The sequence below is a fragment of the Spirillospora sp. NPDC048823 genome, from assembly GCF_043198445.1.
Classification (GTDB): Bacteria; Actinomycetota; Actinomycetes; order Streptosporangiales; family Streptosporangiaceae; genus Spirillospora.
Window position 1 is genome coordinate 55,041 of the sequence record NZ_JBICUT010000025.1, and the last position, 23,977, is coordinate 79,017.

Genomic DNA, 23,977 nt, shown 5'->3' on the forward strand with positions numbered 1-23,977 from the left:
GTCCCCCGAGCGAGCTACCCTCTGCCCTCTTCTGGGAGGACGGCGCAGCCGGCACCGGACGCTACGGTCACTGTGCGAGTCCGTTCGGCAGTGCGGTGCCGCGTGGTGCGGATGCCGGACGGGCGTACCGAATGGGAGTGAGCCGCCGGCCACGACCCGTTTCTCGTACCACTCGGCGTTGTACCTACCGGATCGTGAATGATGATGGAAGACCAGGCAGTTCATGAACCATCGGGCCCGGCATCGCCTGCACCGACGGATCACGTCCTCCGCACCGGACGGCCGGAAGCCGTCCGTCCCGGGACGCCGTCCCCCGGGGCCGGGGCGGAATCGAACACGCGAGACGGCGGTGCCTTCGCACGCGTAAGGCTGGTGGCCGCCGCAACCGTTCGGCTGCATTCGCTGTGGTGCTGGTGGAGATCACGCTCTACCGCCACCAGGGACGGTGAGCTCGCGCTCGTCTTCACAATGCTGTCGTTCGCGGCGCCGCTGTCGCAGGTCGCGCCGCAGTTCGGAGACCTTCCCACCCACCCCGCGTCCGTCGCGAGCGTGCTGCTGACGCTGGGGATGACACTGCCGATGGCGGTGCGTACCCGCTGGCCGGCCGCCTGCCTGGCGTTGGCGGGGACCTCTTTCGCGGTGTACGAGTGCCTCGGCTGCCCGCCGAGCTTCGGCAGCCTGGGCCTGTACATCGCGCTGTACTCCGCGGGCGCCCATCAAAACCGCCTCCGGCGGGTCGTGGCGGCAGTGGCGACGGCCGGGTACCTGGTCTTCGCCATCGCCTTGCACGAGCTGGGCTCACCTGCCGGCTTGACCGACTACCTGCTCTTCTCCATCGTCCTGGCGGTGGCGTTCGGGCTGGGTGCCATGGTCCGCGGGCGGAAGGCGCGCGAGGCCGAGCGGCGGTACCTGTTCGCTCAGGCCGCGATCGCCGCGGAACGCAGCCGCCTGGCGCGGGAGCTGCACGACGTGGTGACCCACCATGTGACCGCGATGGTGGTGCAGTCCGGAGCAGCGCAGTACCTCACCGAGTCGCCGGAGAGCGTCACCGAGGCCCTCCGCGCGATCAACGGCACCGGCCGCCGCGCGCTGGCCGAACTCCGATTCCTGCTCGGCGTGCTGGAGGCGACCGGCGATTCGGCGTCCCCGGACCTGACACCGATGCCGCGCCGGGTGCCTGATCTTGTGGAGCAGATACGAGGAGGCGGCCAGCCGATCGAACTGGTCGAGGAAGGAGAGCAGCAGGACATGGCCATAGGCGCCCGGCTCACGGCGTATCGCGTCGTGCAGGAATCGCTGACCAACGCGGTGAAGTACGCCGCCGGACGGAGGACGCTGGTGCGGCTCGCGCACACCCCCGACTGGACCGACGTCGAGGTCACCACCGCTGGGACGTCCGGCGGCGTGGCCGCGTCCTCCGCCCTCCGCGACGGCGGCCCGGGCATCTCGGGAGGCCGCGGCTTGGCCGGGCTGCGAGAACGGGTGGAGATGCTGGGCGGCGAATTCACGGCGGGGCCCGGTCCGGAGGGCGGGTTCCACGTGCACGCACGCATCCCTGCGGGAGGCGCCGCGTGAGCGTTCTCCCTGCTCCGATCAGGGTTCTGGTCTGCGAGGACCAAGCCCTCGTGCGCGCCGGCTTCGTCACGATCCTGTCCTCCCAGCCCGACATGGAGGTCGTGGGCGAGGCCGCGGACGGCCGGGCGGCGGTCCGGAGAGCGGAGGAACTGAACCCGGACGTCGTCGTCATGGACATCCGCATGCCCGTGCTCGACGGAATCGAGGCCACCCGCCGCCTGGCGGGCCCCGAATCCTCCAACCCGGTGAAGATCCTTGTCGTCACGACCTTCAACGTCGACGGGTACGTGTACGAGGCTCTGCGCGCCGGCGCCAGCGGCTTCATGCTGAAGGACGCCGCACCCCCCGAACTGATCAACGCGGTACGCACCGTCACGCGCGGCGAATCCCTCCTGGCGCCCGTCGTCACCCGCGCGCTGATCGGCCGCTTCGCCGGGCGTCTTCGCCCCTCCACCGTCCCCGCGTCCCCCGAGCGCGACCGCCTGAAGGTCCTCACCCCCCGCGAGCACGAGGTCCTTCTTCTCATCAGCGAAGGCCTGTCGAACGCCGAAATAGCCACCGAGCTGGTCATCGGCCACGAGACCGTGAAGACCTACGTCTCGCGCATCCTCACCAAGCTGGGCCTCCGCGACCGCGTCCAGGCGGTGGTCCTGGCGTATCGAGCGGGCGTGGCGGGCGACGGAGACCGAACCTGACGACTCCCGAATCTCCGCTCCCGGAATTGACGGCGTCAACGCCGATTACTCCCGCAGAGCGCACTGGTGATCACGCGGACTGGCATCTGCTTCTGCTCGAACGCCTGGAAAGCACCGACGCCGGCCATCTGCTCGACCGGTTCGTCGCCCATCTCAGCTCGCCGGTCCCGAACTCACCTACATCCATGCCCGCCGCGCAATAAGGAACGGCTGCCGGTGTTCACCGATGAGTGCCGTCGTGCTTGATGCAGGACGACCAGGCTCACTGACGCGGCTTTCTGACTATCGGCGTACGTGCGGTGACATCATGAAATGATGAGAGGGTCTTGTGGGACTCTCATTTGCGGGCTCCGGATACCGCATTGCGTATCGGGCAGCGAGGGGGACAGCTGAAAATGGAACCGCTACGCCGATCCGATCCTCGGATCCTCGGTCGGTACCGCTTGTTCGGACGGCTCGGCAGTGGTGGCATGGGGCGGGTCTACCTGGGGCGTTCTCCCGGAGGTCGCCCGGTCGCGGTCAAAGTGATCCATCCGTCGGTCGCGGACGAGCCCGCCTTCCGCACCCGGTTCCGACGGGAGGTGGAGGCGGCGCGCCGGGTCGGCGGGTTCCACACCGCGCAGGTGGTGGACGTGGACGCCGAGGCGGACCCGCCGTGGGTCGTCAGCGCCTACATTCCGGGCCCGTCCTTGCGAGACGCGGTGAACGAGCACGGGCCGTTGCCTCCCGCGAGCGTACTGACCCTCGGCGCGGGTATCGCCGAGGGCCTGTCGGCGGTGCACGCGTGCGGGCTGGTGCATCGCGATCTCAAGCCGGGCAATGTCCTGATCGCCGCCGACGGACCGCGCATTCTCGACTTCGGTATCGCCCACCTGGACGACGCGTCCACGCTGACGGCATCGGGCGCGCTGATCGGCACGCCCGCGTACATGTCTCCCGAACAGGCGCGCGGGGACGACGACGAGCTCGGCCCGGCCAGCGACGTCTTCTCCCTGGGTGCTGTGCTGGCGTTCGCGGCCACCGGACGCAGCCCGTTCGCCGCGACCTCGATCGCGGCGGCGGTCTACCGGATCCTGGACAAGGAACCGGACCTGACCGGCCTGCCGGACCCGCTTCGCGGCCTCGTCGCCGGATGCCTCGCCAAGGCACCGGCGGACCGTCCGGACGTGGCCGAGCTGATCGAACGCCTGGCCCCGGCCGCCAGGCATGAGGACTGGCTGCCCGCGTCCATCATCGAGATGGTCACCGAACACTCGCTGACGGCACCCGACGCCGCGGCCCCGCCGCGGGGCCCCGGGATGCCGCCCGAACCCGAGACGCCACAGCCCACCGAGGTGCCGCAGGGGGGCGCCGGTCCGACCATCCCGGACAAGGCCGACGCCGCAGCGGCCATGCCCCGGCAGGCCGCCATGACCACCGTCGGGGACGGGTCGCGCGTCCGTCAAGTGGCCGGGGGCCCGCCACCGGCCGCGGACCCGGTGCCGCCCTCGGCCACGCCACGACGTCCCACGAGCGGCGAACCCTCTCGCCGCAGGTGGCTGATCGCGATTTCGGCCTCCGCCGCGGTGGTTCTACTCGTGACGACCGGTGTGGTAGTCGCCTGCGCCCCATTCGGGTCACAACCGGAAACGAATCAGCCGGGCACGGTGGTGACGACGGCCGAACCGACCAAGGCGGTGGCGACGAGGGCCAGACCGTCCAAGGCGGTGACGCCCACGGTGACGCCCGCGGTCACACCCACCAAGCCGAGGCGCACACCGACCACGTCCACGTCCCGTTCCGTGTCGTCGAGGCCGCCGGCAGGGCCGGTCGTCGCCCTCACCCGCGGCCGGACCGGCGACTACAACGAGACCTGCCAGGCGCCGGAGTGCGCGAAAATGCACATTGTGATGTCCGGCTTCGAGCCGAATACGGAGTACCACATCGAGCCTGTCTCTCCCACCGACGACTACTCCAACCCCGGCGCGACGGTGACCACGAACGGCAGCGGCTACGCGGACACGGACCGCTTCGACTACAACGGCGTGGGCGAGAAGGTCTACATCGTGGTGGAGAAGAACGGCACCGAGGTGGCCAGGTCCAAGACCATCGTTTGGCCCAGCGGCTAATGCGGACGACAGTGGACGATGGCAATCCGGCAGAGGTCGCGGCGGCCATGGCGGCCAACGTCCGCAGGTGACCGGGGGCGATCCGAATCTGGTCCAATGGCGCTAGTCCAACGAAACCGCCTAGCGGGGCTCCTCCAGCAGGTCGAGGTCCTCCGGTGTCAGGACACCGCGCACCAGCAACGCGGTGATGAGGTTGTGGTTGAGCGCGTTGCCGATCGGCGGGGGAATCTCCTTTTCCAGCAGCCCGGCCACCCGGGAACTGTGCCTCTCGCGCACGGTCTTGACGAGATGCGGGGCCACCTTTTTCGTCCAGCCTCGCTGCGGTTGGAGATGGTGAAGTTCCTCTGCGACCTGGGACCAGGTCAGCGGTTGCGGCTGCGGTTCCTGTCGTAGATAGCGCTGAGCGAGACACACCAGCACCAGGCGTTCTTCCTCTGAGAGGTCCCATGCCTTGGGGCTGTCGGTCTCGTCCTCGTGCACCGCCGGTCCGTTCGGCCACATTCGTCCGGTCGCGATCCGTACTTCGAGAAGGTGCTGCCGCCCCTCGGTCACGATGAACAGGGGCGCGTATGTGGACGGCAATTCCGCGTAATGACCACTGAGAACAATCTGTGAGTCGGGGAACCGGATCGCTCGCTTGCCGACGTTGCGCAGCACCCATTTCGAGCCTTCGCGCGTAATGGATCCGTGCCGACGGCTGACTTGCCGGTCGTCGTCACCGACACAGACATGGACGTCGCGTTCGCTGCGGCCGAACAACAGGGTGAAACCGGCGTCGGGCGCCACCCGCATACCACCGTGCGAACCCATGACGAACAGTGTTCCCTGCACCGCGGCCTGCGGAACTCCGTGGGCGAGACTGCCGAGGTCCTTTGACAGCAGGCTGACCTTCGAGCGTTCCAGGAAGCGTCCAGGTGGATTCATTGGCACGTATGGGCTCCTTTCATTCAGAGGTCGTCACCCAACCGGGTTCGGGACTGGGGCCTGGCTTGCCACTCATGACACACCCTCCGCGGTCATCCCGCGACCTTGCCCTCGCCGTCTCACGAGCCGAGTATGCGGCAAGAGCCTGGGCCCCCTCCCGGCGCGCCGATGTCATTCTCGGCCGGTGCCTGCCATTCGTCACCACCAGTGCACCGGAGTCCGCACGAAGGCGCCGTCCCGCCTGGCGATCGCCGGGTGGCGTCGCCGCTCCATCCCGCGCAGCGCGGCGGTCCTGTTCGCCCTCGCCGCCCTGCTGTCGCTGTGGCCGCCGTTCCCACCGGGAATGATCGTCGCTTCACTCGCGATCGTCATCACCGCCTGGACCGCCGAACAGCCCCGTGAAACCTGAAGCGAAGGGCGCCGTGGGACGTGGGTGACTGCACGCGTTCCCCGTCGGGGTCAGGTTCGGAGTGACCACGGATACGGCGGGCATGGTGCCCCGTGAACGGATGTTGCCGAGTCGATCGCGCTGAGCAGGAGAAACCGGCAGGTCGCCGGGACGGTCGCTCCGGGGAAGGGGAAGCGATGTCCGAAAGCGTCATCATCGTTGGGGCGGGACTGGCCGGGTTGGCCTGTGCCGTGCGACTGCACCAGGCCGGTGTGCCGGTTCGGATGCTGGAGGCGTCCGACGGGATCGGCGGCCGGGTGCGCACCGACCTGGTGGAGGGGTTCCGCCTCGACCGCGGTTTTCAGGTCTTCAACACCGCCTATCCCGAGGCCCGACAGGTTCTGGACTTCGCGGCTCTGGACCTCCAGCCGTTCTCGTCCGGTCTGCTGGTGTTCCACCGAGGCCGACGGGAGCGGGTGATGCTGCCGTGGAAGCATCCCGAGCACGCGTTGAGCGGTGCCCTCGCCGATATCGGCACCATCGGCGACAAGGCGGCGCTGGCGGCGATGACCGCCCGGGACCTGGCCGCCTCCGGTTCCTGGCTGCGTGACTGTCCCGAACGAAGCACCTACGACGAACTCCGGCTGCGGGGCCTGTCCGATGTGATGATCGACCGGCTGCTGCGCCCGTTCCTGTCCGGCGTGCTGCTGGAACGCGACCTGGAGACCTCCAGCCGGTACTTCCACATGATCTGGCGGTCGTTCGTCCGCGGCACCATCACCCTCCCCGCGCTGGGAATGGGCCGCATCCCCCAGCAGCTCGCCGACCGGCTGCCCGAAGGGACGATCTCGCTCGACACGGCCGTCCAGGAGATCACCGACGACGGCGTGCGCACCGGCGACGGCTCCACCGTCCAGGCCCGCGCCGTGGTCGTCGCCACCGACCCCGTCCAGGCGGCCCGGCTGCTGCCCGAGGTCGAAGCACCCGTTATGCGCGCGGTGACGACCTTCTACCACGTGGCTCCCTCCTCACCGCTGCGTGAGCCGATCCAGATCATCGACGCCGAGGGCGTCATCACCGACACGCTGGTCCTCACCGACGCGGCCCCGCGCTACTCCCCGGACGGCCGCGCGCTCATCTCGACGTCCGTGCTCGGCCTCGACGCGGACGAATCACGCGTGCTGGAGCGGTTGACCGAGATCTACGGCGACACCTCCGGATGGCGGCTCATCGGGACCTATCCCGTCGAGGCGGCGCTCCCCGCGATGCCGCCCCCGCTGCGGATGCGGCAGCCGGTGCGGCTCCGGCCCGGACGGTACGTCTGCGGCGACCACCGTGACACCGGCTCCACCCAGGGGGCCTTGGTGTCGGGACGCCGCGCCGCGCAGGCCGTCCTCGCCGACTCCCGCCCGCGGACGACCGTCCCCATCTCGGGATGAGCGAGGGCAGCCCGGATCATGCCGGTGGGGTGGTCGCCGCCGGGTGGTGGATGTTCAGGCGGTGCGATCGGGGTCGGCGGAAGTGCGGGCGGCAAGGAGGCGGGCGAGTTCGTCGCGTTCGCGGGTGAGTTCGGCGAGCTGGTGCTGGAGTTCGAGGATGCGGCGGATGGCGGGCAGGGTCATGCCTTGGCCCACCATGCCGACGACCTGCTGGATGCGGCCGATCTCCTGGCGGGAGTAGCGGCGTTGCCCGCCGGCCGAGCGTTGGGGGGAGACGACCTGGTGGTCGTCGATGCGGCGTAGGAACGCCTGCTGCACCTGCAGCATGTCGGCGACCTGCCCGACAGTGAACAGGGCCACATGCTCGTCGTCCATGGGCAGCTTCACACTCCCCTCCTTTCTCCCGGTCGCGGTGCGGCCCGGTTCGCTTGGGCCGCTGTGCACGGCTTGGTGTATCTGCCCCTTCCGCGCCCGGGACGGGTGGCCCGTCCCGGGCGGGGACGGCATGGTGTGACCCTGAAGTGCCGTCCCCGCTCGAGCGGGACCGCGGCCGCTCGGTCCAGTCGGGTGGGTTCAGGCCTGTTGTGTCCGGTGATGTGTTCAGGCCTGGAGGGACTTATGGGTGTCGCCGCTCTGCTGAACGGCGACCTTGCGGGGCTTGGCCCGCTCCAGCACGGGGATGCGGACGGCCAGGACGCCGTTGTTGTAGGCGGCCTCGATCGCGTCGGCGTCCAGGTGCTCCGACAGGTAGACGCGGCGGGTGAAGGCGCCCATCGTGCGCTCGCGGACGAAGACGCGGTCGCCCTCGCCGAACTCTTCCTCGCGGCGCGCGGTGACGGTCAGCACGCCGCGGTCCACGGTCACCTCGATCGAGCCGGGGTCGATGCCCGGCAGGTCGAACCGCAGGACGACGTCGTCCGCGCGGCGGATCCCGTCCATCGGCATGCCCGCGCCCTCACCCCGGCCGCTCAGGCCGGCCTGGCGCACCGCCCGGTCGAACTGGCGCTCGAACTCCTGCACGAACGGGTCGATCGACGTCAGCAGCATCGTCTGTTCACCTCCGATGATTCCCCGGGGGCCTCCACGCCCCGGGATGCTTGTCCACATCGCAGGAAGAAACCTGCAATCGAGATTATAAGTATCCTGCGCCCACGGTCGTCAAGTCCGAGCCTCCGGGCGACGTCTTCGCCGGCTACTCGCGTCGGCCGAAGGCATGCCACGCTCCGCTTCGGCGCCCGGAGTCAGCGGGTGATGGTGGCCGCGCGCAGATTGCCGTCACCGGCGCCGAAGTAGACCACCCCGCCGGACACCACCGCATTGGGGTCCCGGCCGTCCGCCAGCCGCACCTTTCCCAAAGAGGCGCCGTCGCCGGCGTTCAGCAGGTGCAGTTCGCCGGACGTCGTACCGACGTAGACCGTCCCGGACGAGACGGTGAGGGACGAGCTCACCAGGGGAAGGTTACGGCGCCACTTCACCGCGCCGGTCTTCGTGTCGATGGCGAACGCCTGGCCGTTCTCCTCCTGAGGATCGTTGGCGCTGGCATAGAGGAGCCCATCGGCAACCACGGGTGGGCTTGAGTCATCGAAGTCGCGGAGGCCCGTCGGAGAACTCCACAGGCGCCTGCCGTCGCTCGCATCGTGGGCCGAGACGGTGCCGTTCTCGCCCACCGCGTAGAGGACGCCGCCGATGACGGTGAGCGACGCCGGCCTGTCGTGAACCTCCTTGGCGAAAGGCACCTTCCACAACCGTTCGCCCGTGCCGGCGTTCAGCGCATGCAGTTGCGGACCCGGCTCCTCTTTGCTGCTCCCGACGTAATAGACGACGTCACCGTGGGCGGCCAACTCCCACACGAATTCGGTTTCGTGGCTCCACAACTTCTTGCCGGTGGCGGTGTCCAGCGCCTCCACCGACGATTGCCAATCCTCGGATGTTCCGTGGTGGAAGTAGAAATTCCCTCCGGAGAGCACCTCGCCGTGCAGCAGTGCCTGAACCGGGTGCTCCCACAGCCTGCGGCCGGTACCGGCGTCCAGCGCGAACACGCGGCCGCCGTCGAACGAGGAGTCGGTGTATCCGCTGGAGTAGATGCTGTCACCGGAAAGGAGCAGGGAGTCTCCGCTGCCCCAGGCCCCGTCGCTTTTCCACAGGCGGTCGCCAGTTCGGGCGTCCACGGCGTGGACGCTTCCGTCGCCCTCGCCGAAGTACACCGTCCCGTCCTTGACCACCGGCGTCCAGTTCGGCTGCGTTCCGTAGGACCACAGCTGCTTCAGTACCGGCGGGCGGGGCTCCGCGGCGCGGTCCGTCCCGCCTTGCCCGCCGGCGTCCGGCTCGCCGCCGGTGAGGACGAGCGTCGCGGCGGCGGTGACGAGGACGGTGACGGCGGCGAGACCCGCCAGGGCACGGTTCCGTGTGAGCCACCGCCCTCCGCGCCGGGGAAGGAGACCGGGTGGTCGGCCGGGATACGGCGCCGTCGCAACGGCCGTGGGAGCGGCGGCGGGAGTGGGGGGTGCGGGGACGGTGCGGGTGATCTCGGCCGTCAGCGGTTCGGGCAGCCAGCCGGCTCCACCGGGCGGCCACGCCCGCGACGCGCGGCCCAGTTCCCCGACCAGGCCGGGGACGGTGGGGCGCCGGTCAGGGTCCTTGTCCAGGCAGCGGGCCACGACGTCCGCCAGCCCGGACGGCACGCCGGTGAGGTCGGGGTCCCCATGGACGACCCGGTAGTTCAGGGCGTGCACCGAGCCGCCGCCGAACGGTCCGGCCCCGGTCGCCGCGTACGCCAGGACGGCGCCGAGGGCGAAGACGTCGCTCGCCGGGCCGACCGCGCCGCCCCGCAACTGCTCGGGGGACATGAAGCCGGGCGTGCCGACCATCGCCCCGGTCACCGTCAGCCGGGTGCCCTCGGACGCCAGCGCGATCCCGAAGTCGATCAGGCGCGGGCCGTCCGCGGCCAGCAGTACGTTCGAGGGCTTGAGGTCGCGGTGCACCACACCCGCGGCGTGCACGCCCTCTAGCGCTTCCGCGAGCGCGGCGCCCAGGGCCCGGACCGTCCCGTCCGGCAGGGGGCCGTGCGCGTCGATCGCGGCCTTCAGCGACAGTCCCGGCACGTACTCGGTGGCCAGCCATGGAGGCGTCCCGTCCGGGTCGGCGTCCGCCACGGCGGCGGTGAAGGGACCGCTCACGCGGCGGGCCGCCTCGACCTCCCGGACGAACCGTCGCCGGAACCCGGCGTCCTCCGCCAGCTCGGCCCGCACCACCTTCACCGCGACCGCGCGGCCACCCGGCGACGACGCCAGGAACACCTGGCCCATCCCGCCGCCGCCGAGCCGCCCGACCATCCGGTACGGCCCGAGCTGCTCCGGGTCGCCCGCCTCCAGCGGCGCGTACGCCTCCACTCCGCTTTCCCTCCCCATCAGCCGGCGTCCGAGAGCACGCGCAGAAGGTCGTCCTCCACGACGTAGAGTCGTCCGTCGATGACCCTCGGGCTTCCACCCAGATGCTCCTTCCACAGGCGGGTGCCGTCGCGGACGTCCAGGGCGTAGAGGTTCCCGGCCTCCTCGTCGTCACCGTCGCTGACGAGCACCGTCCCGTTCTCGACCGCTCGACCGTCGACAATGCTCGGACTCCCGCCCAGGTGCTCCTTCCACAGGCGGGTGCCGTCGCGGACGTCCAGGGCGTAGAGGTTCCCGGCCTCCTCGTCGTCACCGTCGCTGACGAGCACCGTCCCCTTCTCGACCGACAGCAGACGGGCCTCGTCCACTCCCGTCTTGTGCCGCCACAGCGGCTTGCCGGTGTCGGCGGCGAAGGCGCACACGTAGCCGTCGTTCTCGAAGTAGGCGACTCCGTCCGCGATCTTCGGGGCGCCGGCTCCGCCTGCGATGGCGGGGTCCCAGGAGGCGCCCTCGAAGCTCTGCTTCCACGCGTACCGGCCCGTCGCGGCGCTCACCGCGTGCAGGGAGCCGTCCTGGACGCCGTAGTAGACGATTCCGTCCGCGACGACGGGCGATGTTTCGAGCCGGTCCCCGACCTGGAGGCGCCAGAGGTCCGCGCCGGTCTCCGCGTCCACCGCGCGCAGGGTGCCGTCATTGATCACCACGAAGACGACTCCTCCGGAGACGGTCGGCCCCTTCTCCGAGTAGCCCTCATAGGTGTTCCGCCAGATCTCCCGCCCGGTTCGGGAGTCGCGTGCGATCAGCCGGACGTCCGACGCGTAGATCTTCTCTCCGACCATCTCGACCGACGGATGAATGCCGTGGTCCTTCCACTTCCACAGCTCCTCGCCGCTGCGGGCGTCCCGGGCGTAGGTGTACTCACCGGCGCCGTAGTACACCACCGATTCGGTGGCCCCCAGGAACCGCGGGCCCGTCGGGACGCCCTCGTCAAGGGGATGCGCGTGCTTCCAGCGCAGCCGGCCGTTCTCGCTGTTCAAGGCGTACAGGCCGCCCTTCCGGTCGTCGATGAACGCCGTGCCGCCGACCACCTGCGTCAGGTCCATGTCCTCTGCCAGGGGGAAGGTCCACAGCTCCTCGCGCTGCGGCGGCCCGGCCGCCTCGGCCTTCCCGTCGTCACCGGACAGCCGGACGGCGAGGACGGCCGCCCCGATGGCGAGGACGACCGCCGCCGCGGCGGCCACCGCGGCCAGGATCCGGCGCCGCGTGGGGCCGGGCGCCCGTGCCCGTCCCGTCGAAACGGGCACGCCGGGCGGGGCGGGGACACCGGGCGGGCTGGGGCTGGGGACACCGGGCGGGCTGGGGCTGGGGCCGGGGACACCGGGCGGGGCGGGGACACCGGGCGGGGCGGGGACACCGGGCGGGGGCGGGAGCGGCGCGGACCGGACGCGGAGGACCTGCGCGGCCACCGGGGCGGGCAGCCAGCCCGCCTCCGTGAAGAAGCCCGCGGCCTGCCCGGTCCCCGCCAGGCGGCTCAACTCCCCGACCAGTCCGGAGACGGTGGGACGCCGGACGGGGTCCCTGGCCAGGCAGCGGGCGGCGACGTCCGCCAGCGCGGGCGGCACACCGGTCAGCTCCGGTTCCTCGTGAACGACCCGGTAGTTCAGGGCGTGGGCGTGCCCTGTCCCGAACGGGCCGGTGCCGGTCGCCGCGAACACCAGCACGGCGCCGAGGGCGAAGACGTCGCCGGCGGCGGTGACCTCGTCGGCCACGAGCTGCTCGGGGGCGATGAAGCCGGGCGTGCCGATGACCATGCCGGTCTCGGTGAGCTCGGTCGCCTCGGCCGCCCGCGCGATCCCGAAGTCGATCACGCGCGGGCCGTCCGCCGCCAGCAGCACGTTCGACGGCTTGAGGTCGCGGTGCACCACGCCCGCCGCGTGCACGCTCTCCAGCGCCTCCGCCAGCGCGGCGCCCAGCGCGAGCACCGTTCCCTCCGGCCAGGTGCCGTGCTCGGCCACCGCCGCGTCCAGGGAGACCCCGGGCACGTACTCGGTGGCCAGCCACGGCGGCGTCCCCTCGGGGTCGGCGTCGACCACGGCGGCGGTGAAGAAGCCGCTCACCTGGCGGGCTGCGTCGACCTCCCGGACGAACCGGCGCCGGAACCCCGGATCCTCCGCCAGCTCCGCCCGGATCGCCTTCACGGCGACCGCTCGCCCGCCCGGCGACAGGGCGAGGAACACGGTGCCCATCCCGCCGCCACCGAGCCGCCCGACGATCCGGTACCGCCCGAGCCCCTCCGGGTCGCCCGCCCGTACCGACGCGACACCGCTCACTCGGCTCCCTCCCCCGGCCGCGGCACCTCGGCCCGACTCGGCCGTGCCCGGCATCCGGCGCATGATCATAGTCGTGCTTCTCCATCGTCGAAGGGGCATCGGGGCGCTCGCGCCCAAGTAGACGCTTCTGCTCGACAGAGGGTTCGCCCGCATTCGCCGGACAACGGACGGGGCGATGTCTCCGACGGCCGGTACGAGGTCGTCGGCGTCCCCCGCCAGGCGGAGCCGGTTCGTCGCCGAAGCGGCCAGGATTCAAGAGATGAGTACAGGGAGCGCCACGCTTTTGGCGGTCGCGGTACTCGCGCTATCGGGTACCGCATTCGCTGCACTGATATTGGAAGCTTGTTCTGGGTAGACGGCGCGTGCGAGGCGCCGTCATCGTCCTCGCCGCGACACTGGGGTCGGCCGCGGCGTTCGGCGTGATGGCATTCGTTCACTCCCCTGCTTGAGCCGCAAAACCGTACTTGGATTCGCCGGGCGGTTTCAGGACGGGCCGGGCCGTATGGCTCGGATGTACTTCTTGGAATGCTCGACCGTCTCGGCAAAGTACAGGACATCGCCTGCCGTTGTGAGGTCGCTCGGCTGTAGCCCCTGGACGCGGTTGACGACCTTCCCCGACTTGGGGTCGTAGGACAGCAGCGCCTTCTTGGTGGCGAGGTGGACGCGGCCGCCGCAGACCATGGGATAGGCGCCGTCCCACTCGGTCACGTCGGCGACGTGCTGTTGCCAGAGTGCCTGCCGGGAACCGGGGACGATGCCGTACAACTGGTCGACTCCGTTGAAGATCACGGCGACGCCCCCGGACGTCACCGGGCTCAGCAGTCGCGGGTTCGGCTCGGGTTTCGCCGTCTGGCCGCCGCCCACGCTGAGCGCCGCCAACCGCCGCCCGCTTTTCGCGTCCAGTTGCTGGACGATGTCACCGGTGGTCGGCAGGAAGAGGACGGAACCCAGCAGCGTGGGATTCCAGACTCCGCCCGCCACCTTCGACCGGATGGCATCCCCTGCGCCCGTGTCGATGCTCCAAAGGCGTTTTCCATCGCCGAGAGCGAAAGCCTGCAGGCCGTTTTCGGACGACACGAAGACCGCGTCGGTTCCAACGATGGGAGTCCGCACTGTGAGGCTCGGCCCGGAAAGCCGCGCCTCCCATCGGGGCTCCAGGGAGGGCACGGCGTAGGCGGTGAGGCGGTCGCCACCCAGCACGAAGAGGGTGCCGTGTGCGTAGACCACCTCGCGGGCGGCGGATGCCGAAGCCACCCTTTTCACGATCCTGCCCGTGGCGTTCTCGATCGCCTGCACCTGCCGGCCGACGGGAACGAAGCTGAGCCCTGACCCGGTGGCGAACGAACTGACGGGGGAGCTCTTCCAGCGCTCCTTGCCCGTGCCGCCATCGATTGCGTGCAGGGTCTTGATGCGCTGTTCGGGCGGGTCCTCCGGATACGCGACGGAGCGCACGAAGACCAGGCCGTCGCCCGCCGCTTCGAAGGCGGAGCCCATGGTGCTGAACGACACGCGCCAGCGCCGGCGTCCCGTACGTGCGTCCAGAGCATGCAGGTATCTCTGCCGGGACCGGTAGGAGCACAACGCCAGCACCAGACCGGACGAGACGTACAAGCCCTGACTGACCTCGGCGTCGAACTGGGGAATCTTGTGCCTCCAGACGCCTTGGGCGCTGCCGAGATCCACATCCGGTCCTTCCTCCGAACCGGGGTCGAAGGGGGACGCGGCCGCGCTGAGGAGGGAGATCCCGGTTGCCGCGGTGGCACCGGCGCCCAAGGCGGCACCGGCGATGGCCAGGAGATGACGACGCTTGAATCCCGGGGAGGACGTCCCCGGCTCCGTGGCCGGAGCCCATCGGGGGGCGGTGCGCAGCGGTCCTCGGGGGACCTGTTCCGCCGTCCGGGTGATGTCGGTGGCGGGGGCATGCGGCAGCCAGGCGAGCCCCTCCGGCGCCGTGCCGTCCGGGAGCCGGGCGGCCAGCGATCGCAGCATCTGGTCCACGCTGGGCCTGCCGTACGGGTCCTTGTTCAGGCAGTCGGCGAGCGATGCCTTGAGGGCTTGATCTGTGACGGTGTCCAGGGCGGGGGGATCGTGCAGAACTCGGTACATGACCGCGTGCACCGGGCCGGTGCCGAATGGTCCTGCTCCGGTGCAGGCGAAGGCGAGTACGGCGCCCAGCGCGAACACGTCCGCCGCAGGTCCGGTCTCCCTCTGTGCGGCCTGCTCGGGGGCCATGTAGCCGGGGGAACCGACCGCGATGCCCGACTGGGTGATCGTGCCGCCGTCCGCGGGCCGTGCGATCCCGAAGTCGATGAGGCGGGGTCCGTCCGGGGTCAGCAGCACGTTGGACGGCTTGAGGTCCCGGTGCACGATCCCGGCGCGGTGGACGGCTGCCAGCCCCTCGGCCAGCATGGCGCCCAGCGCCGTGACGGCCTCGGCTGGGAGCGGTCCGTGCCTGGTCACCGTCTCGGCCAGCGTGCGGCCGGGGAGGAACTCGGTGGCCAGCCATGGCGCGGGGGCGTCGGGGGCGGCGTCGAGTACGGCGGCGGTGAACGCGCCGCTGACCGCCCGCGCCGCGGTGACCTCACGCTGGAACCGGGCGCGGAAACCGGGTTCGCCGGCCGATCCGGCGTGCAGTACCTTCACCGCCACGAGGCGACCGCTTGGCGACCGGCCCAGGTAGACGCGGCCCATGCCGCCCGAGCCCAGGCGGGCGAGCAGCTGATGGGGACCGATCTCGTCCGGGTCTTCGGCCTGCAACGGCTCCATCGAGTTCTCACATCCATTCAGTGCGATCAAGCTCGCAGCGTGTACAGGAAGCCGTCCCGGCCGCCCACGTGGACGAGCGAACCGGCGACCACCGGGGGCGTGATGATGGAGCCGCCGGTCGGGTAGCGCCAGCGGAGCCGCCCGGTGGCGGCGTCCACGGCGTACACGGCGCGGTCGGTGGCTCCGGCGTAGACGACGCCGCCCGCCACCACGGGCGGCACCTCGATCCTGGCGGGGAGCGGCAGACGCCAGCGCTGAGCCAGCCGCCCGCCCCGGGGTCGGAAGGCCAGGAGCCCGCCCTCGGCGTCTGGGATGTACACCAGGTCGCGTGCTCCCGTGGCACCGGCCGAGAATCTGATCTCCGACGAGAGACGCCTGTGTTCCCACAGCATGCGCTGCCCGCGCGTGTCGTAGGCCCAAGCGTCGCCATGCTGGATGGGTGTGCCGTACAGGGTGCCGCCAGCGACGGTCAGCACGCCGGTGGCCGGTACGCCGGTGCTCCGGGTGGGCCGCGCCGCACCGTTCTGATACACGTCGATGCCCTCGGCGGTCAGCACGTACGTGCCGTGGCCGTCGGTGACGGGCGCGCCGAGAACCCGCTCGGACGTGGTTTCCGGCCTCCCCTTTCCGGCTGTGTCGAAGACCGCCAGGGACGGTGCGCCGCCGCCTTCCCCGGCGCCCGTCCACACGTAGACGCGACCGCCGCAGACCGCCGGCGGGCTTCCCAGCACGCCCGCTTTCCGCGCCCATCGCCGCTCGCCGGTCGCCACGTCCACGGCGTGCAGGTATCCGCTGTCGTTCACGGCGTAGACCGTGGAGTCCGCCGCGACGGGTGTCGAGGTGAACGCGCCGCTTTCGCCTGCGGCCGGAACGTAGCGCCAGCGCCGGAGTCCGCCGGCCAGGTCGAAGGCGTGCAGTTCCCCGCTCGTGGTCGTCACGACCGCCAGCCCCTGGGCCAGTGCGGGGCCGCCCGCGAGGCTCTCACCGACGCTGATCCTGCGAACCAGCGTCCCGGTGCGAACCGGGCCTCCGCCTGGACCGCCTCGGCCGCCCGGTTCGTCACCGGCCCGGCGTGCGGCGGCGACGGCCCCCGTGGCGACCAGCGCGGTCAGACCCGTCCCGGCCAGGATGAGGGTGCGGCGGCCGACCGCGCCGCGCGGTGGTGACAGCGGTGCCGTGGCTTCGGTGATCGCGGCCGCCATGCTCGGGGGGAGCCATGCGACGCCCTGCGGAGCACCGGACCGGAGGCGCTGGAGGAGCTCCGCCGGCGTCGGTCGCCGGGACGGGTCCTTGTCGAGGCAGGCGGCGATGAGGTCGCGCAGCGCCGGGTCGGTGACGGCGTCGAGGGCGGGCGGGTCGTGGATGACGCGGTACACGGTGACCTCTGGTCGTGTGCCCTCGAAAGGGCCCTGTCCCGTTGCCGCGAACGCCAGGACGCCGCCGAGCGAGAACACGTCCCCCGGCGGGCCGGACTCCTGCCCGCGCGCCTGTTCGGGGGACATGTACGCGGGAGTGCCGACGATGGTCCCCGACCTGGTGATGGCGGTGGCGCCGGTGGTGTGCGCGATGCCGAAGTCGATCACCCGGGGGCCGTCCGGGCTGAGCATCACGTTGCCCGGTTTGAGGTCCCGGTGGACGATCCCGGCCCGGTGGACGGCGATCAGCGCCTCGGCCAGACCGGCTCCGAGGGAGGCCACCGCCTGCGGCGGTAGCGGCCCGTGCTCGGCGACGGCTTCGTTCAGCGGCCGTCCCTCCAGGAACACGGTGGCCAGCCAGGGGCGCGGCGCGTCGGGTCCGGCGTCGACGACCGCGGCGGTGAACGCGCCGCTGACCGCCCGCGCGGTGACGACCTCGCGCCGGAACCGCGCCCGGAACCCCGGATCGGCGGCGATCGCTTCGTGAATCACCTTCACCGCCACCGCGAGCCCGCCCAGGGACTGCCCCAGGAAGACCTGGCCCATGCCGCCCGCGCCCAGCCGCCCCACGATCCGGTAAACGCCGATCTGCCGCGGATCTCCGTCCAGCAGAGGCGCCACATGTTTCCCGATCTTCACTTCGAACCAAGGCCTCGTCAGTCCGGGGTGGTCATGAAGTTCAATCCGGTTTCGCGCACATCCACGGCGTACCTGTGATGCTTGTTCCGTTCGTCGGTGGAGTAACAGAAGTAGTTCGTCCGGCCTGGCCGGACCAGGATCTTTTCCGGGATCCGGTCGCAGCGAAGATCTTTCTCTCCGGCTCGTGTCCGCTCCCGCCAGAACTCCGCGTACACGCCCGCGCGGGTCATTGGCAACTTTTCGGCTCGCCGGTCCCAGTTGAACGCGGTCAGTCCGATCGCAGGGGCGTCGGTCACATCGGTGACATCGACTCGGAAGGGCACCCGCAGGCCCATGTATTGGACAGTGCACTTGAATGTCCGGGGCTGCGACGGGATCTCGGAGACTTCGCACTGGGCTGTAGTGGAAGCGCTCATCCCGCCCACCTCGACAACGTCCTCCTGTAGATCATATTTGATCTCTTCCAGGCCCGAACCGTCTTCGGGTTCGGGGACCATCGGGGTAGGAGTCGCATGACCGGCGGGGGGCTTGGACACCGGTACACCCTGATCGGCGTACTTGTCGCGCCCTTCGAACCACCAGGCCCCGGCGGCGGCGACCGCCAAGAAGAGGGCGAAACCCAGCAACCTCAGCAGGGTGGCAAGGCATCCTTGATTCAATGCGCATCCTCGATTCTCATTCCGCTGCGGACGAGGCCATACCGGATCCAATAACGTCGACCATGTACGAACCTTGATTCGCAGGTCACAGCGCCGGCTTGATCCTCGCTGGAGCGGAACCATGAACGACATCGCCGAGAATGGCGTCGGCTTCACCGCATCGATCAACGGCCAGGAATGGCGCGTTGCGTGGTATCCACCTCCTGACCCGCCGCCGGGTACGCCACACGGCGCGGAGGCGGTGTGCGTCACCGGCGACCGGATCGTCGCGGTCAGCAGAGACGGACAGCGGTGGGGCCTGCCCGCCGGCCGGCCCGAGGGACATGAGCAGTGGGTCGAAACGATGCGCCGCGAGGTCCGTGAGGAAGCCTGCGCCGAGGTGCTCGATTGCCGGCTCCTCGGGTTCAGCCGGGGCGTGTGCGTGCGGGGACCGCAGGAAGGGCTGGTGCTGGTCCGGTCGATGTGGCGAGCGGAAGTGCGGCCGGCTCCGTGGGATCCACGCTTCGAGATGGCTCACCGCCGCCTCCTGCCGGCGGAGAAGACGCTCCAGTCCCTGACCATCCCCGACGGTCTCGGCCCCTTTTATCGCCGGCTGTTCGCCGAAGCGTCCATCCCTCGCCCCGGCGTCCACGGTCTTTGACCGCCAGATCACCCAGGCGGCCAACGCATTAGGGACCTCGGCCCACAGGTCCTGACGATCGCGTTCTCCGCCGGCGCTTCGATGCGGAGGTCAGGTGACCGTTGCGACGAGTTGTGCGAGTTCGGTGATGACCGGGTCGGTTTCGCCGAGCCAGATGATGTGGTCGCCGGGCATTTCCACGTAGCGGGCGCCAGGTATCCGCTCCGCGAGGTAGCGGCCGTAGAACGGGTGCGAGACACGATCGTCCAGGCGTTGCAGCACCACTGTGGGCACCCGCACGTCCGGCAGGGCGTCGCGTACGTCGATGTCCGGGATCAGCCGGAGCATGCGGATGAAGTCGTTCGGACTGACCGACATCCGCTCTCGCCGCCCGACCAGCTCGCGGGCACGGCGGGAACCCGCCAAGTGCTGGCAGTACCACTCGATGGTGTCGCCCTGCCCCCACGCATGCCGCGCGGTGTTCTCCAGGGAGGTCATCGCCCGCTCGAACCGGTCACCGCACGGATAGTCGGCGTCCGGCGTCCATCGTGCGGCCCCGCCCGCGAGGACCAGACCGGCGACCCGATCGGGATGGGCGGCCCCGCAGGCGATGCTCATCGGGACGCCTTCGGAGATCGCGAACAGCACCGCACGGCGGCTGCCGCACGCTTCCATAATCGCGAGTACGTCGCCGACGCGTTCGTCCAGCGAGTCGCCCCCCATCGTCCGATCGGACAGGCCGGCTCCGCGTTTGTCGAACATGATCAGGCGGCCGAGCGCGGCCAGCCGGTGGAAGAAACCGGCCGTCGGGGAGTCCTCCCACCACAGGTCCAGGTGGCTCAGCAGCCCGGGCACCACGACGATGTCCGGCCTGCCAGGCCGCTCAGGACCGACCACCTGGTAGGCGAGATGGACCTGGTCTCTTCGCACGTACCTGACCGGCGCGGCCCGGCCGGGCGAGCGGTGCGGGCGCCCTTCCGGCGCGCCGACCAGGGCCGGATCGGCCCGGAGTGCGCGCACCTCCAGGTCTCGCAGCCTCGTGGAGGGCTCGAGACCGAGCTCGTCGGACAGGCGCTCGCGGAGCTCCCGGAACACCTTGAGCGCGCACTCGACTCCATCGGTCCGGCACAGCGCGATCATGAGCTGCTCGACCAGCGACTCGGCGAACGGGTAGCGGTCGCGCGCCTGCGTCAACCGGTCCACCACGGCCTCGGCGCGTCCCTGGTCGATCGCGGTACGCGCCCATTCCGCCAGCACCCCGACATGTTGTACGTCCAGGCCGTCCCGTGCGCGGCGCGCCCACGGGCCGGGCACTCCCAGCAGTGGCTCGCCCCGCCACAACGCCAGCGCTTGATCGAACGCCGCGAGCCGTTCCTGCGCCGAGGTCGCGGTGCGCGCCTGGCGCACCAAGCGCTGGTACCGGGCCAGATCAACGCGATCGGGGTCCACGTCCAGCCGGTATCCCTGGGAGTCGCGCGTCAGCGACCCGCCGGGGCTTGTGCCGTTCATGAGGGCGCGAAGCCGGGCGATGTAGGAGTACAGGGAATTGTGGGCCTGCGCCGGGGGCTCGTCACCCCACACCCGATCGATCAGCGTCTCGACCGGCACCACCGACCCGGGCCTCCACAGCAACGCCGCCAGTACGCAACGCTGCTTGGCCGACCCCACATCGACCACCTCCCGGCCCTCCACCAGATCGACCGGTCCCAGCAGCCGAAACCGCACGCCGCCCCCACTCGACACCGGCTGCGCCGCGATCGTGTCCAACCGGGCATCGGCGGCGCCGAGGTCTCGCCGCCACTGGAGCAGCTCAGGTGGGCTGTCGATGTCAGTCACAGAAACCTCTCTCCAGCTCGATGCGCCATGGCCTGGGGAGTCCCACGGATTGGGGCCGGAGGGCGTCAGAAGGGGACGAAAGTGTCCAGAGGCCCCTCGGCGCGGTCGCTGCCGCGGGCGGCAGTGCCGCCGCCCGCGGCGCCTCCCGCGCGGTCGTGGTCATTGGACGCTCCTCAGGCTCGGGCCGGGCACACCGACCTCATCGCAGTACATGTCCATCAGGCGCACTAGCTGGCGGCGCCAACGCGTGCCACCGGGATCGTTGGCGAGCTGCTGGTCGACGAACCCGCTGAGGATCCCCGTCCAAAGGTCGAGGTCGTCATGGCCGCCCACGCCGGCCGCGCGCATCACCGCGGCCATCTCCTTGAGACCATCCCGCGAGATGGCGAAGGACTCCTCCGAGGGTGTGAAGCCGGGGATCGTCCGCTGATTCATCAGCTGGTAGCGGGGCAGATCGGCCGCCGCGAAGTCGAAGAACAACTCGGCCACCATCAGCAGGGACCGGCGCCCTGGCTCGGCCGGCAGATCCAATGCGTCGAACGCCTTGCGCAGGTCGCTGTAGGCCTGCGCGAACATCGCGTCGTAGATGGCGTTCTTGGAGTCGAAGTGCGAATACAAGGACGGCGAACGCATCCCCACCCGGCGCGCGATCTCACGCAGAGTGATGTGCGACAGCCCGGTCTCCCGGGCGACATCCCAGGCCGCATCGACGATCTCACGGCGAGTTGCCTCACGGCGTTCGGTGCGCCTATCACGATTAGGAATAGCGCTCACGGTTAGGCAGACTGCGTCCGGTTGAGCGCCGGGTCAAGGCGCATGGCCGGACACGGCCACAGCGACGCCGCGGCGACAGTGGCTCAGGGTCTCCGCGTCATGGGGGGAAGCGCACGGAAGACTTCCTGGGCAGCCGCCGGCCCGAGTCCAGCGCGGACGGCGTACCCCTGTGGCGGGATCGGCGCCGGGGCGGCCGAGTGGGCCTGGTCCGTTCATGACGAGGGAGGAACCAGATGGCCGCGATGCTCAACAGCAGGCCGCACGTCAGATTCGACAGGGGTGCGGCTCGCAGTCCCCACCCGCGCCCGTACAGCGCCGTCGACACGAGCAGCATTTGCGGGTTGGCCGTCATGATGACGAGGAATCCGACGATCAGCAGGCGGCAGCGCTGAAAGGCGATCTGTATCTGCCCCGCGGTCAGCGCGGTCGCCGTGAGGAACAGGTAGGGGTGGGGAGAAGTGGCGAGGTCCCGGAGTGGACCATCGAGCGTCACCATGCCCACGAGCGCGACCTCGGCCGCGCCGATCAGCATCCCGGCGCTGATGCCGTAGACGATGCCGCTGAGCGGCCGTTCGTGCGCACCCTTGGGCCTCAGGTCGCTGATGAGGAACAGCACGGCGGGCAAGGCGAGCGAGGGTAACATCGCGGCCAGCAGCAACGGCACCGACGGTGCCTGGTCGAAGGAGTCCGCGCCACTGGCGGCGCGGGCGTAGAGGACGATGGCCGCCGCGGCGAGCGCCAGGCAGACCACTTCGCGGAGGCCGAGCCGTTCGCCCAGGCCGATGCCTGCGATGAGGGGCAGAAGCGCCAGCCCGGCGAGCATCGCGGGCTGGACGGCGGATAACGGGAGCGCCGAGAGGGCGGTGAACTGCAGCGCGAATCCCACCCCGATGACGGCGAAGCCGATCGCCCAGATCCCACTGGAGAGCATCGCGGCGGCGAGCGCGAAGGGCCGGTTGCCTTGCAGCGGAGGCATATTGCCCGTGGCGGTCTTGAGGAATGCCATGCCGACGAAACAGATGCCGGTCGACAGGAACGCGACGATCGTCGCCCAGTGTCCCAGTTGCATGATGCACTTCTCCTCGTCATTGAGGTCCCGGGAGCGGGCCGCGAAGGGGCTTCCAAGGCTGGGCGGGGCCAGAGCTACTTCGCGGGGTGGGCGTCGCTTTCGGCGGGCAGGGTCGTTCCTCGCAGTGTTTGCGCGGGCGGGAGGGAAGCCTGCTGTCCTGCTCGCGGTTGGGGGGCGGCCTGGTGTCCGGGGCGGGTGTCCGCGTCGCGTGGTCGAGCGGCCGGCTCGCGGACGCCGTGTGCCTCCGGCGCGGACGAGGCCGGCCGGTCGTCGGGGTCGTCGCTGTGAAGGCCCTGGGTCTCGGTCTTGAGGATGCGTGCGGATCTGCCGAGTGAGCGGGCCAGTTGCGGAAGTTTCGTCGAGCCGAAGAGCAGCAGGACGACCAGCAGGATGATGAGGATCTCGGTGGTGCCGAGGCCGGCCATGGTTTCTCCTTCGGTCAGTGTTCGGGGTGGTGGTCGGCGATCGACGGACTCCCGTGTCCCATGGCGGCTCCCTGCCGTCGCGTCGGTGACGTACACCGCCCGAACCGCCACCTTAACCGACATCTATGTCGGATAGGGTGAACGGAACGGACGATGGGAGTCAAGGCGATGGGGGAAGATCCGCCCAAGACGCGGATGCGTGGTCCGGCTCGCAGGGCTGTGATCACTGAGGCGGCGCTGGGGATTTTTGCGAGCAAGGGGTACCACGGGGCGTCGCTGGGGGAGATCGCGTCGGCGGCGGGGGTGGCGCGGACGGTGGTGTACGACCATTTCCCGTCGAAGCGGGTGTTGTTGCTCGCGGTGATGCAGGAGCAGAACGCGGCGTTGGTGGAGTACGTCGGGGCGCGGATCACAGGGGTGGGGCCTGCGCGGGAGCGGATGCGGTCCACCACGGACGCGTATTTCGGGTTTGCGCAGAGTAAGCCCGCTGCGCGGCGGTTGTTGTTCGATCGGATCGATGAGGATGATCCGGAGATCCGGACGGTGCGGAGGGGGATCCGGGAGGCGCGGACGCAGGCGGTGACGGTGCTGCTGGGCGGGGATATCCGGGCGCGGGTGGGGCTGGATCCGCAGGAGCCGATCGCCGAGGCGATGGTGGAGCTTTTGATCGCGGGTTTGGATGGTGTGGCGCAGTGGTGGGAGCACCATCCCGAAATGCCGCGGTCGGTGCTGGTGGAGGGGGCGATGCGGTTGCTGTGGACGGGGCTGGGCCATGCCGAGTAGCGGCCGGGGCGGGGCGGGTTCCGGGTGGGGGTGGGGGTTGACGTGGTGCGGTGGCTTGCTCATAGTGGGGAACCACCCGTAACCGACAACAGTGTCGGTTAGCGCCCACCCCCGTGAGGAGCGCGCCGTGCAGGACACGACCCCACC

At 70.3% G+C, this 23,977-nt stretch carries 19 protein-coding genes; 7 read left to right on the forward strand and 12 right to left on the reverse strand.

Features of this window, described 5'->3' with window-relative positions; translation table 11 throughout:
• Positions 1–468 precede the first annotated feature (468 nt).
• From ACGFK0_RS36155 to ACGFK0_RS36165, 3 genes are all read left to right on the forward strand, one after another.
• Entirely contained in the window at positions 469–1,575 is a 1,107-nt protein-coding gene (locus ACGFK0_RS36155; protein ID WP_392913041.1) for a sensor histidine kinase, read from the forward strand.
• Complete coding sequence (locus ACGFK0_RS36160; protein WP_392913042.1) at positions 1,572–2,270, forward strand: response regulator; 699 nt, start codon at positions 1,572–1,574, stop codon at positions 2,268–2,270. Before ACGFK0_RS36155 ends, ACGFK0_RS36160 begins: the two co-directional genes overlap by 4 nt.
• 395 nt (positions 2,271–2,665) lie before the next feature.
• On the forward strand, positions 2,666–4,378 hold the full coding sequence (locus ACGFK0_RS36165) for a serine/threonine-protein kinase (protein ID WP_392913043.1): 1,713 nt from the start codon (positions 2,666–2,668) through the stop codon (positions 4,376–4,378).
• Between the two features lie 120 nt (positions 4,379–4,498).
• On the opposite strand, the gene ACGFK0_RS36170 is transcribed toward ACGFK0_RS36165, so the two are convergent.
• On the reverse strand, positions 4,499–5,302 hold the full coding sequence (locus ACGFK0_RS36170) for an FHA domain-containing protein (protein ID WP_392913065.1): 804 nt from the start codon (positions 5,300–5,302) through the stop codon (positions 4,499–4,501).
• A gap of 184 nt (positions 5,303–5,486) precedes the next feature.
• Between ACGFK0_RS36170 and ACGFK0_RS36175 the strand changes: the two genes are divergently transcribed.
• Together ACGFK0_RS36175 and ACGFK0_RS36180 are read left to right on the forward strand one after the other, a co-directional pair.
• Positions 5,487–5,711, forward strand: coding sequence for a hypothetical protein (locus ACGFK0_RS36175; protein WP_392913044.1), 225 nt, complete (start codon positions 5,487–5,489; stop codon positions 5,709–5,711).
• A 176-nt stretch (positions 5,712–5,887) separates the two neighbouring features.
• A complete protein-coding gene (locus tag ACGFK0_RS36180; RefSeq protein ID WP_392913045.1) occupies positions 5,888–7,129 on the forward strand; it encodes an NAD(P)/FAD-dependent oxidoreductase in 1,242 nt (413 codons plus the stop codon).
• Between the two features lie 54 nt (positions 7,130–7,183).
• Here the strand turns inward: ACGFK0_RS36180 and ACGFK0_RS36185 are convergent, their stop codons facing one another.
• The 7 genes from ACGFK0_RS36185 to ACGFK0_RS36215 all read right to left on the reverse strand — a co-directional run bounded on the left by ACGFK0_RS36185 (position 7,184) and on the right by ACGFK0_RS36215 (position 18,291).
• On the reverse strand, positions 7,184–7,516 hold the full coding sequence (locus ACGFK0_RS36185; protein WP_392913047.1) for a MerR family transcriptional regulator: 333 nt from the start codon (positions 7,514–7,516) through the stop codon (positions 7,184–7,186).
• A gap of 213 nt (positions 7,517–7,729) precedes the next feature.
• On the reverse strand, positions 7,730–8,176 hold the full coding sequence (locus ACGFK0_RS36190) for an Hsp20/alpha crystallin family protein (RefSeq protein ID WP_392913049.1): 447 nt from the start codon (positions 8,174–8,176) through the stop codon (positions 7,730–7,732).
• A 194-nt stretch (positions 8,177–8,370) separates the two neighbouring features.
• Complete coding sequence (locus ACGFK0_RS36195; protein WP_392913050.1) at positions 8,371–10,536, reverse strand: PQQ-binding-like beta-propeller repeat protein; 2,166 nt, start codon at positions 10,534–10,536, stop codon at positions 8,371–8,373.
• Positions 10,536–12,845 carry a PQQ-binding-like beta-propeller repeat protein gene (locus ACGFK0_RS36200; protein WP_392913051.1) on the reverse strand — a complete coding sequence of 770 codons (2,310 nt, stop codon included), beginning with the start codon at positions 12,843–12,845 and terminating at the stop codon, positions 10,536–10,538. The genes ACGFK0_RS36195 and ACGFK0_RS36200 overlap by 1 nt, the downstream gene beginning before the upstream one ends.
• Before the next feature lie 483 nt (positions 12,846–13,328).
• The gene (locus ACGFK0_RS36205) at positions 13,329–15,611 is read right to left on the reverse strand and encodes a serine/threonine-protein kinase (RefSeq protein WP_392913052.1); all 2,283 of its coding nucleotides are present in this window, start codon (positions 15,609–15,611) and stop codon (positions 13,329–13,331) included.
• Between the two features lie 26 nt (positions 15,612–15,637).
• Complete coding sequence (locus ACGFK0_RS36210; RefSeq protein WP_392913054.1) at positions 15,638–17,665, reverse strand: PQQ-binding-like beta-propeller repeat protein; 2,028 nt, start codon at positions 17,663–17,665, stop codon at positions 15,638–15,640.
• A 17-nt stretch (positions 17,666–17,682) separates the two neighbouring features.
• Positions 17,683–18,291 carry a hypothetical protein gene (locus ACGFK0_RS36215; protein WP_392913055.1) on the reverse strand — a complete coding sequence of 203 codons (609 nt, stop codon included), beginning with the start codon at positions 18,289–18,291 and terminating at the stop codon, positions 17,683–17,685.
• Between the two features lie 154 nt (positions 18,292–18,445).
• Between ACGFK0_RS36215 and ACGFK0_RS36220 the strand changes: the two genes are divergently transcribed.
• On the forward strand, positions 18,446–18,964 hold the full coding sequence (locus ACGFK0_RS36220) for an NUDIX domain-containing protein (protein WP_392913056.1): 519 nt from the start codon (positions 18,446–18,448) through the stop codon (positions 18,962–18,964).
• Between the two features lie 90 nt (positions 18,965–19,054).
• On the opposite strand, the gene ACGFK0_RS36225 is transcribed toward ACGFK0_RS36220, so the two are convergent.
• The 4 genes from ACGFK0_RS36225 to tatA form a co-directional block, all read right to left on the reverse strand.
• Complete coding sequence (locus ACGFK0_RS36225; protein WP_392913057.1) at positions 19,055–20,779, reverse strand: alpha/beta fold hydrolase; 1,725 nt, start codon at positions 20,777–20,779, stop codon at positions 19,055–19,057.
• Positions 20,780–20,938: 159 nt separating this feature from the next.
• Positions 20,939–21,553: a TetR/AcrR family transcriptional regulator gene (locus tag ACGFK0_RS36230; protein ID WP_392913058.1), complete on the reverse strand. Its 615-nt coding sequence runs from the start codon at positions 21,551–21,553 to the stop codon at positions 20,939–20,941.
• A 97-nt stretch (positions 21,554–21,650) separates the two neighbouring features.
• Entirely contained in the window at positions 21,651–22,622 is a 972-nt protein-coding gene (locus ACGFK0_RS36235; protein WP_392913059.1) for a hypothetical protein, read from the reverse strand.
• Between the two features lie 74 nt (positions 22,623–22,696).
• Entirely contained in the window at positions 22,697–23,047 is a 351-nt protein-coding gene (gene tatA, locus ACGFK0_RS36240) for a Sec-independent protein translocase subunit TatA (protein WP_392913060.1), read from the reverse strand.
• Between the two features lie 153 nt (positions 23,048–23,200).
• On the opposite strand from tatA, the gene ACGFK0_RS36245 reads away from it, so the two are divergent.
• Positions 23,201–23,830 (forward strand): TetR/AcrR family transcriptional regulator, encoded by a 630-nt coding sequence (locus tag ACGFK0_RS36245; protein WP_392913061.1) that lies wholly within the window; start codon positions 23,201–23,203, stop codon positions 23,828–23,830.
• The last annotated feature ends 147 nt before the right edge of the window (positions 23,831–23,977 follow it).

Bases quoted from the DNA above. Each gene is read 5' to 3' on its own strand.
- ACGFK0_RS36245 (WP_392913061.1), top strand. From the start codon at position 23,201: ATGGGAGTCAAGGCGATGGGGGAAGATCCGCCCAAGACGCGGATGCGT.
- ACGFK0_RS36190 (WP_392913049.1), bottom strand. From the start codon at position 8,176: ATGCTGCTGACGTCGATCGACCCGTTCGTGCAGGAGTTCGAGCGCCAG.
- ACGFK0_RS36220 (WP_392913056.1), top strand. From the start codon at position 18,446: ATGAACGACATCGCCGAGAATGGCGTCGGCTTCACCGCATCGATCAAC.
- ACGFK0_RS36180 (WP_392913045.1), top strand. From the start codon at position 5,888: ATGTCCGAAAGCGTCATCATCGTTGGGGCGGGACTGGCCGGGTTGGCC.
- ACGFK0_RS36235 (WP_392913059.1), bottom strand. From the start codon at position 22,622: ATGCAACTGGGACACTGGGCGACGATCGTCGCGTTCCTGTCGACCGGC.
- ACGFK0_RS36155 (WP_392913041.1), top strand. From the start codon at position 469: ATGCTGTCGTTCGCGGCGCCGCTGTCGCAGGTCGCGCCGCAGTTCGGA.
- ACGFK0_RS36205 (WP_392913052.1), bottom strand. From the start codon at position 15,611: ATGGAGCCGTTGCAGGCCGAAGACCCGGACGAGATCGGTCCCCATCAG.
- ACGFK0_RS36170 (WP_392913065.1), bottom strand. From the start codon at position 5,302: ATGAATCCACCTGGACGCTTCCTGGAACGCTCGAAGGTCAGCCTGCTG.
- tatA (WP_392913060.1), bottom strand. From the start codon at position 23,047: ATGGCCGGCCTCGGCACCACCGAGATCCTCATCATCCTGCTGGTCGTC.
- ACGFK0_RS36165 (WP_392913043.1), top strand. From the start codon at position 2,666: ATGGAACCGCTACGCCGATCCGATCCTCGGATCCTCGGTCGGTACCGC.
- ACGFK0_RS36195 (WP_392913050.1), bottom strand. From the start codon at position 10,536: ATGGGGAGGGAAAGCGGAGTGGAGGCGTACGCGCCGCTGGAGGCGGGC.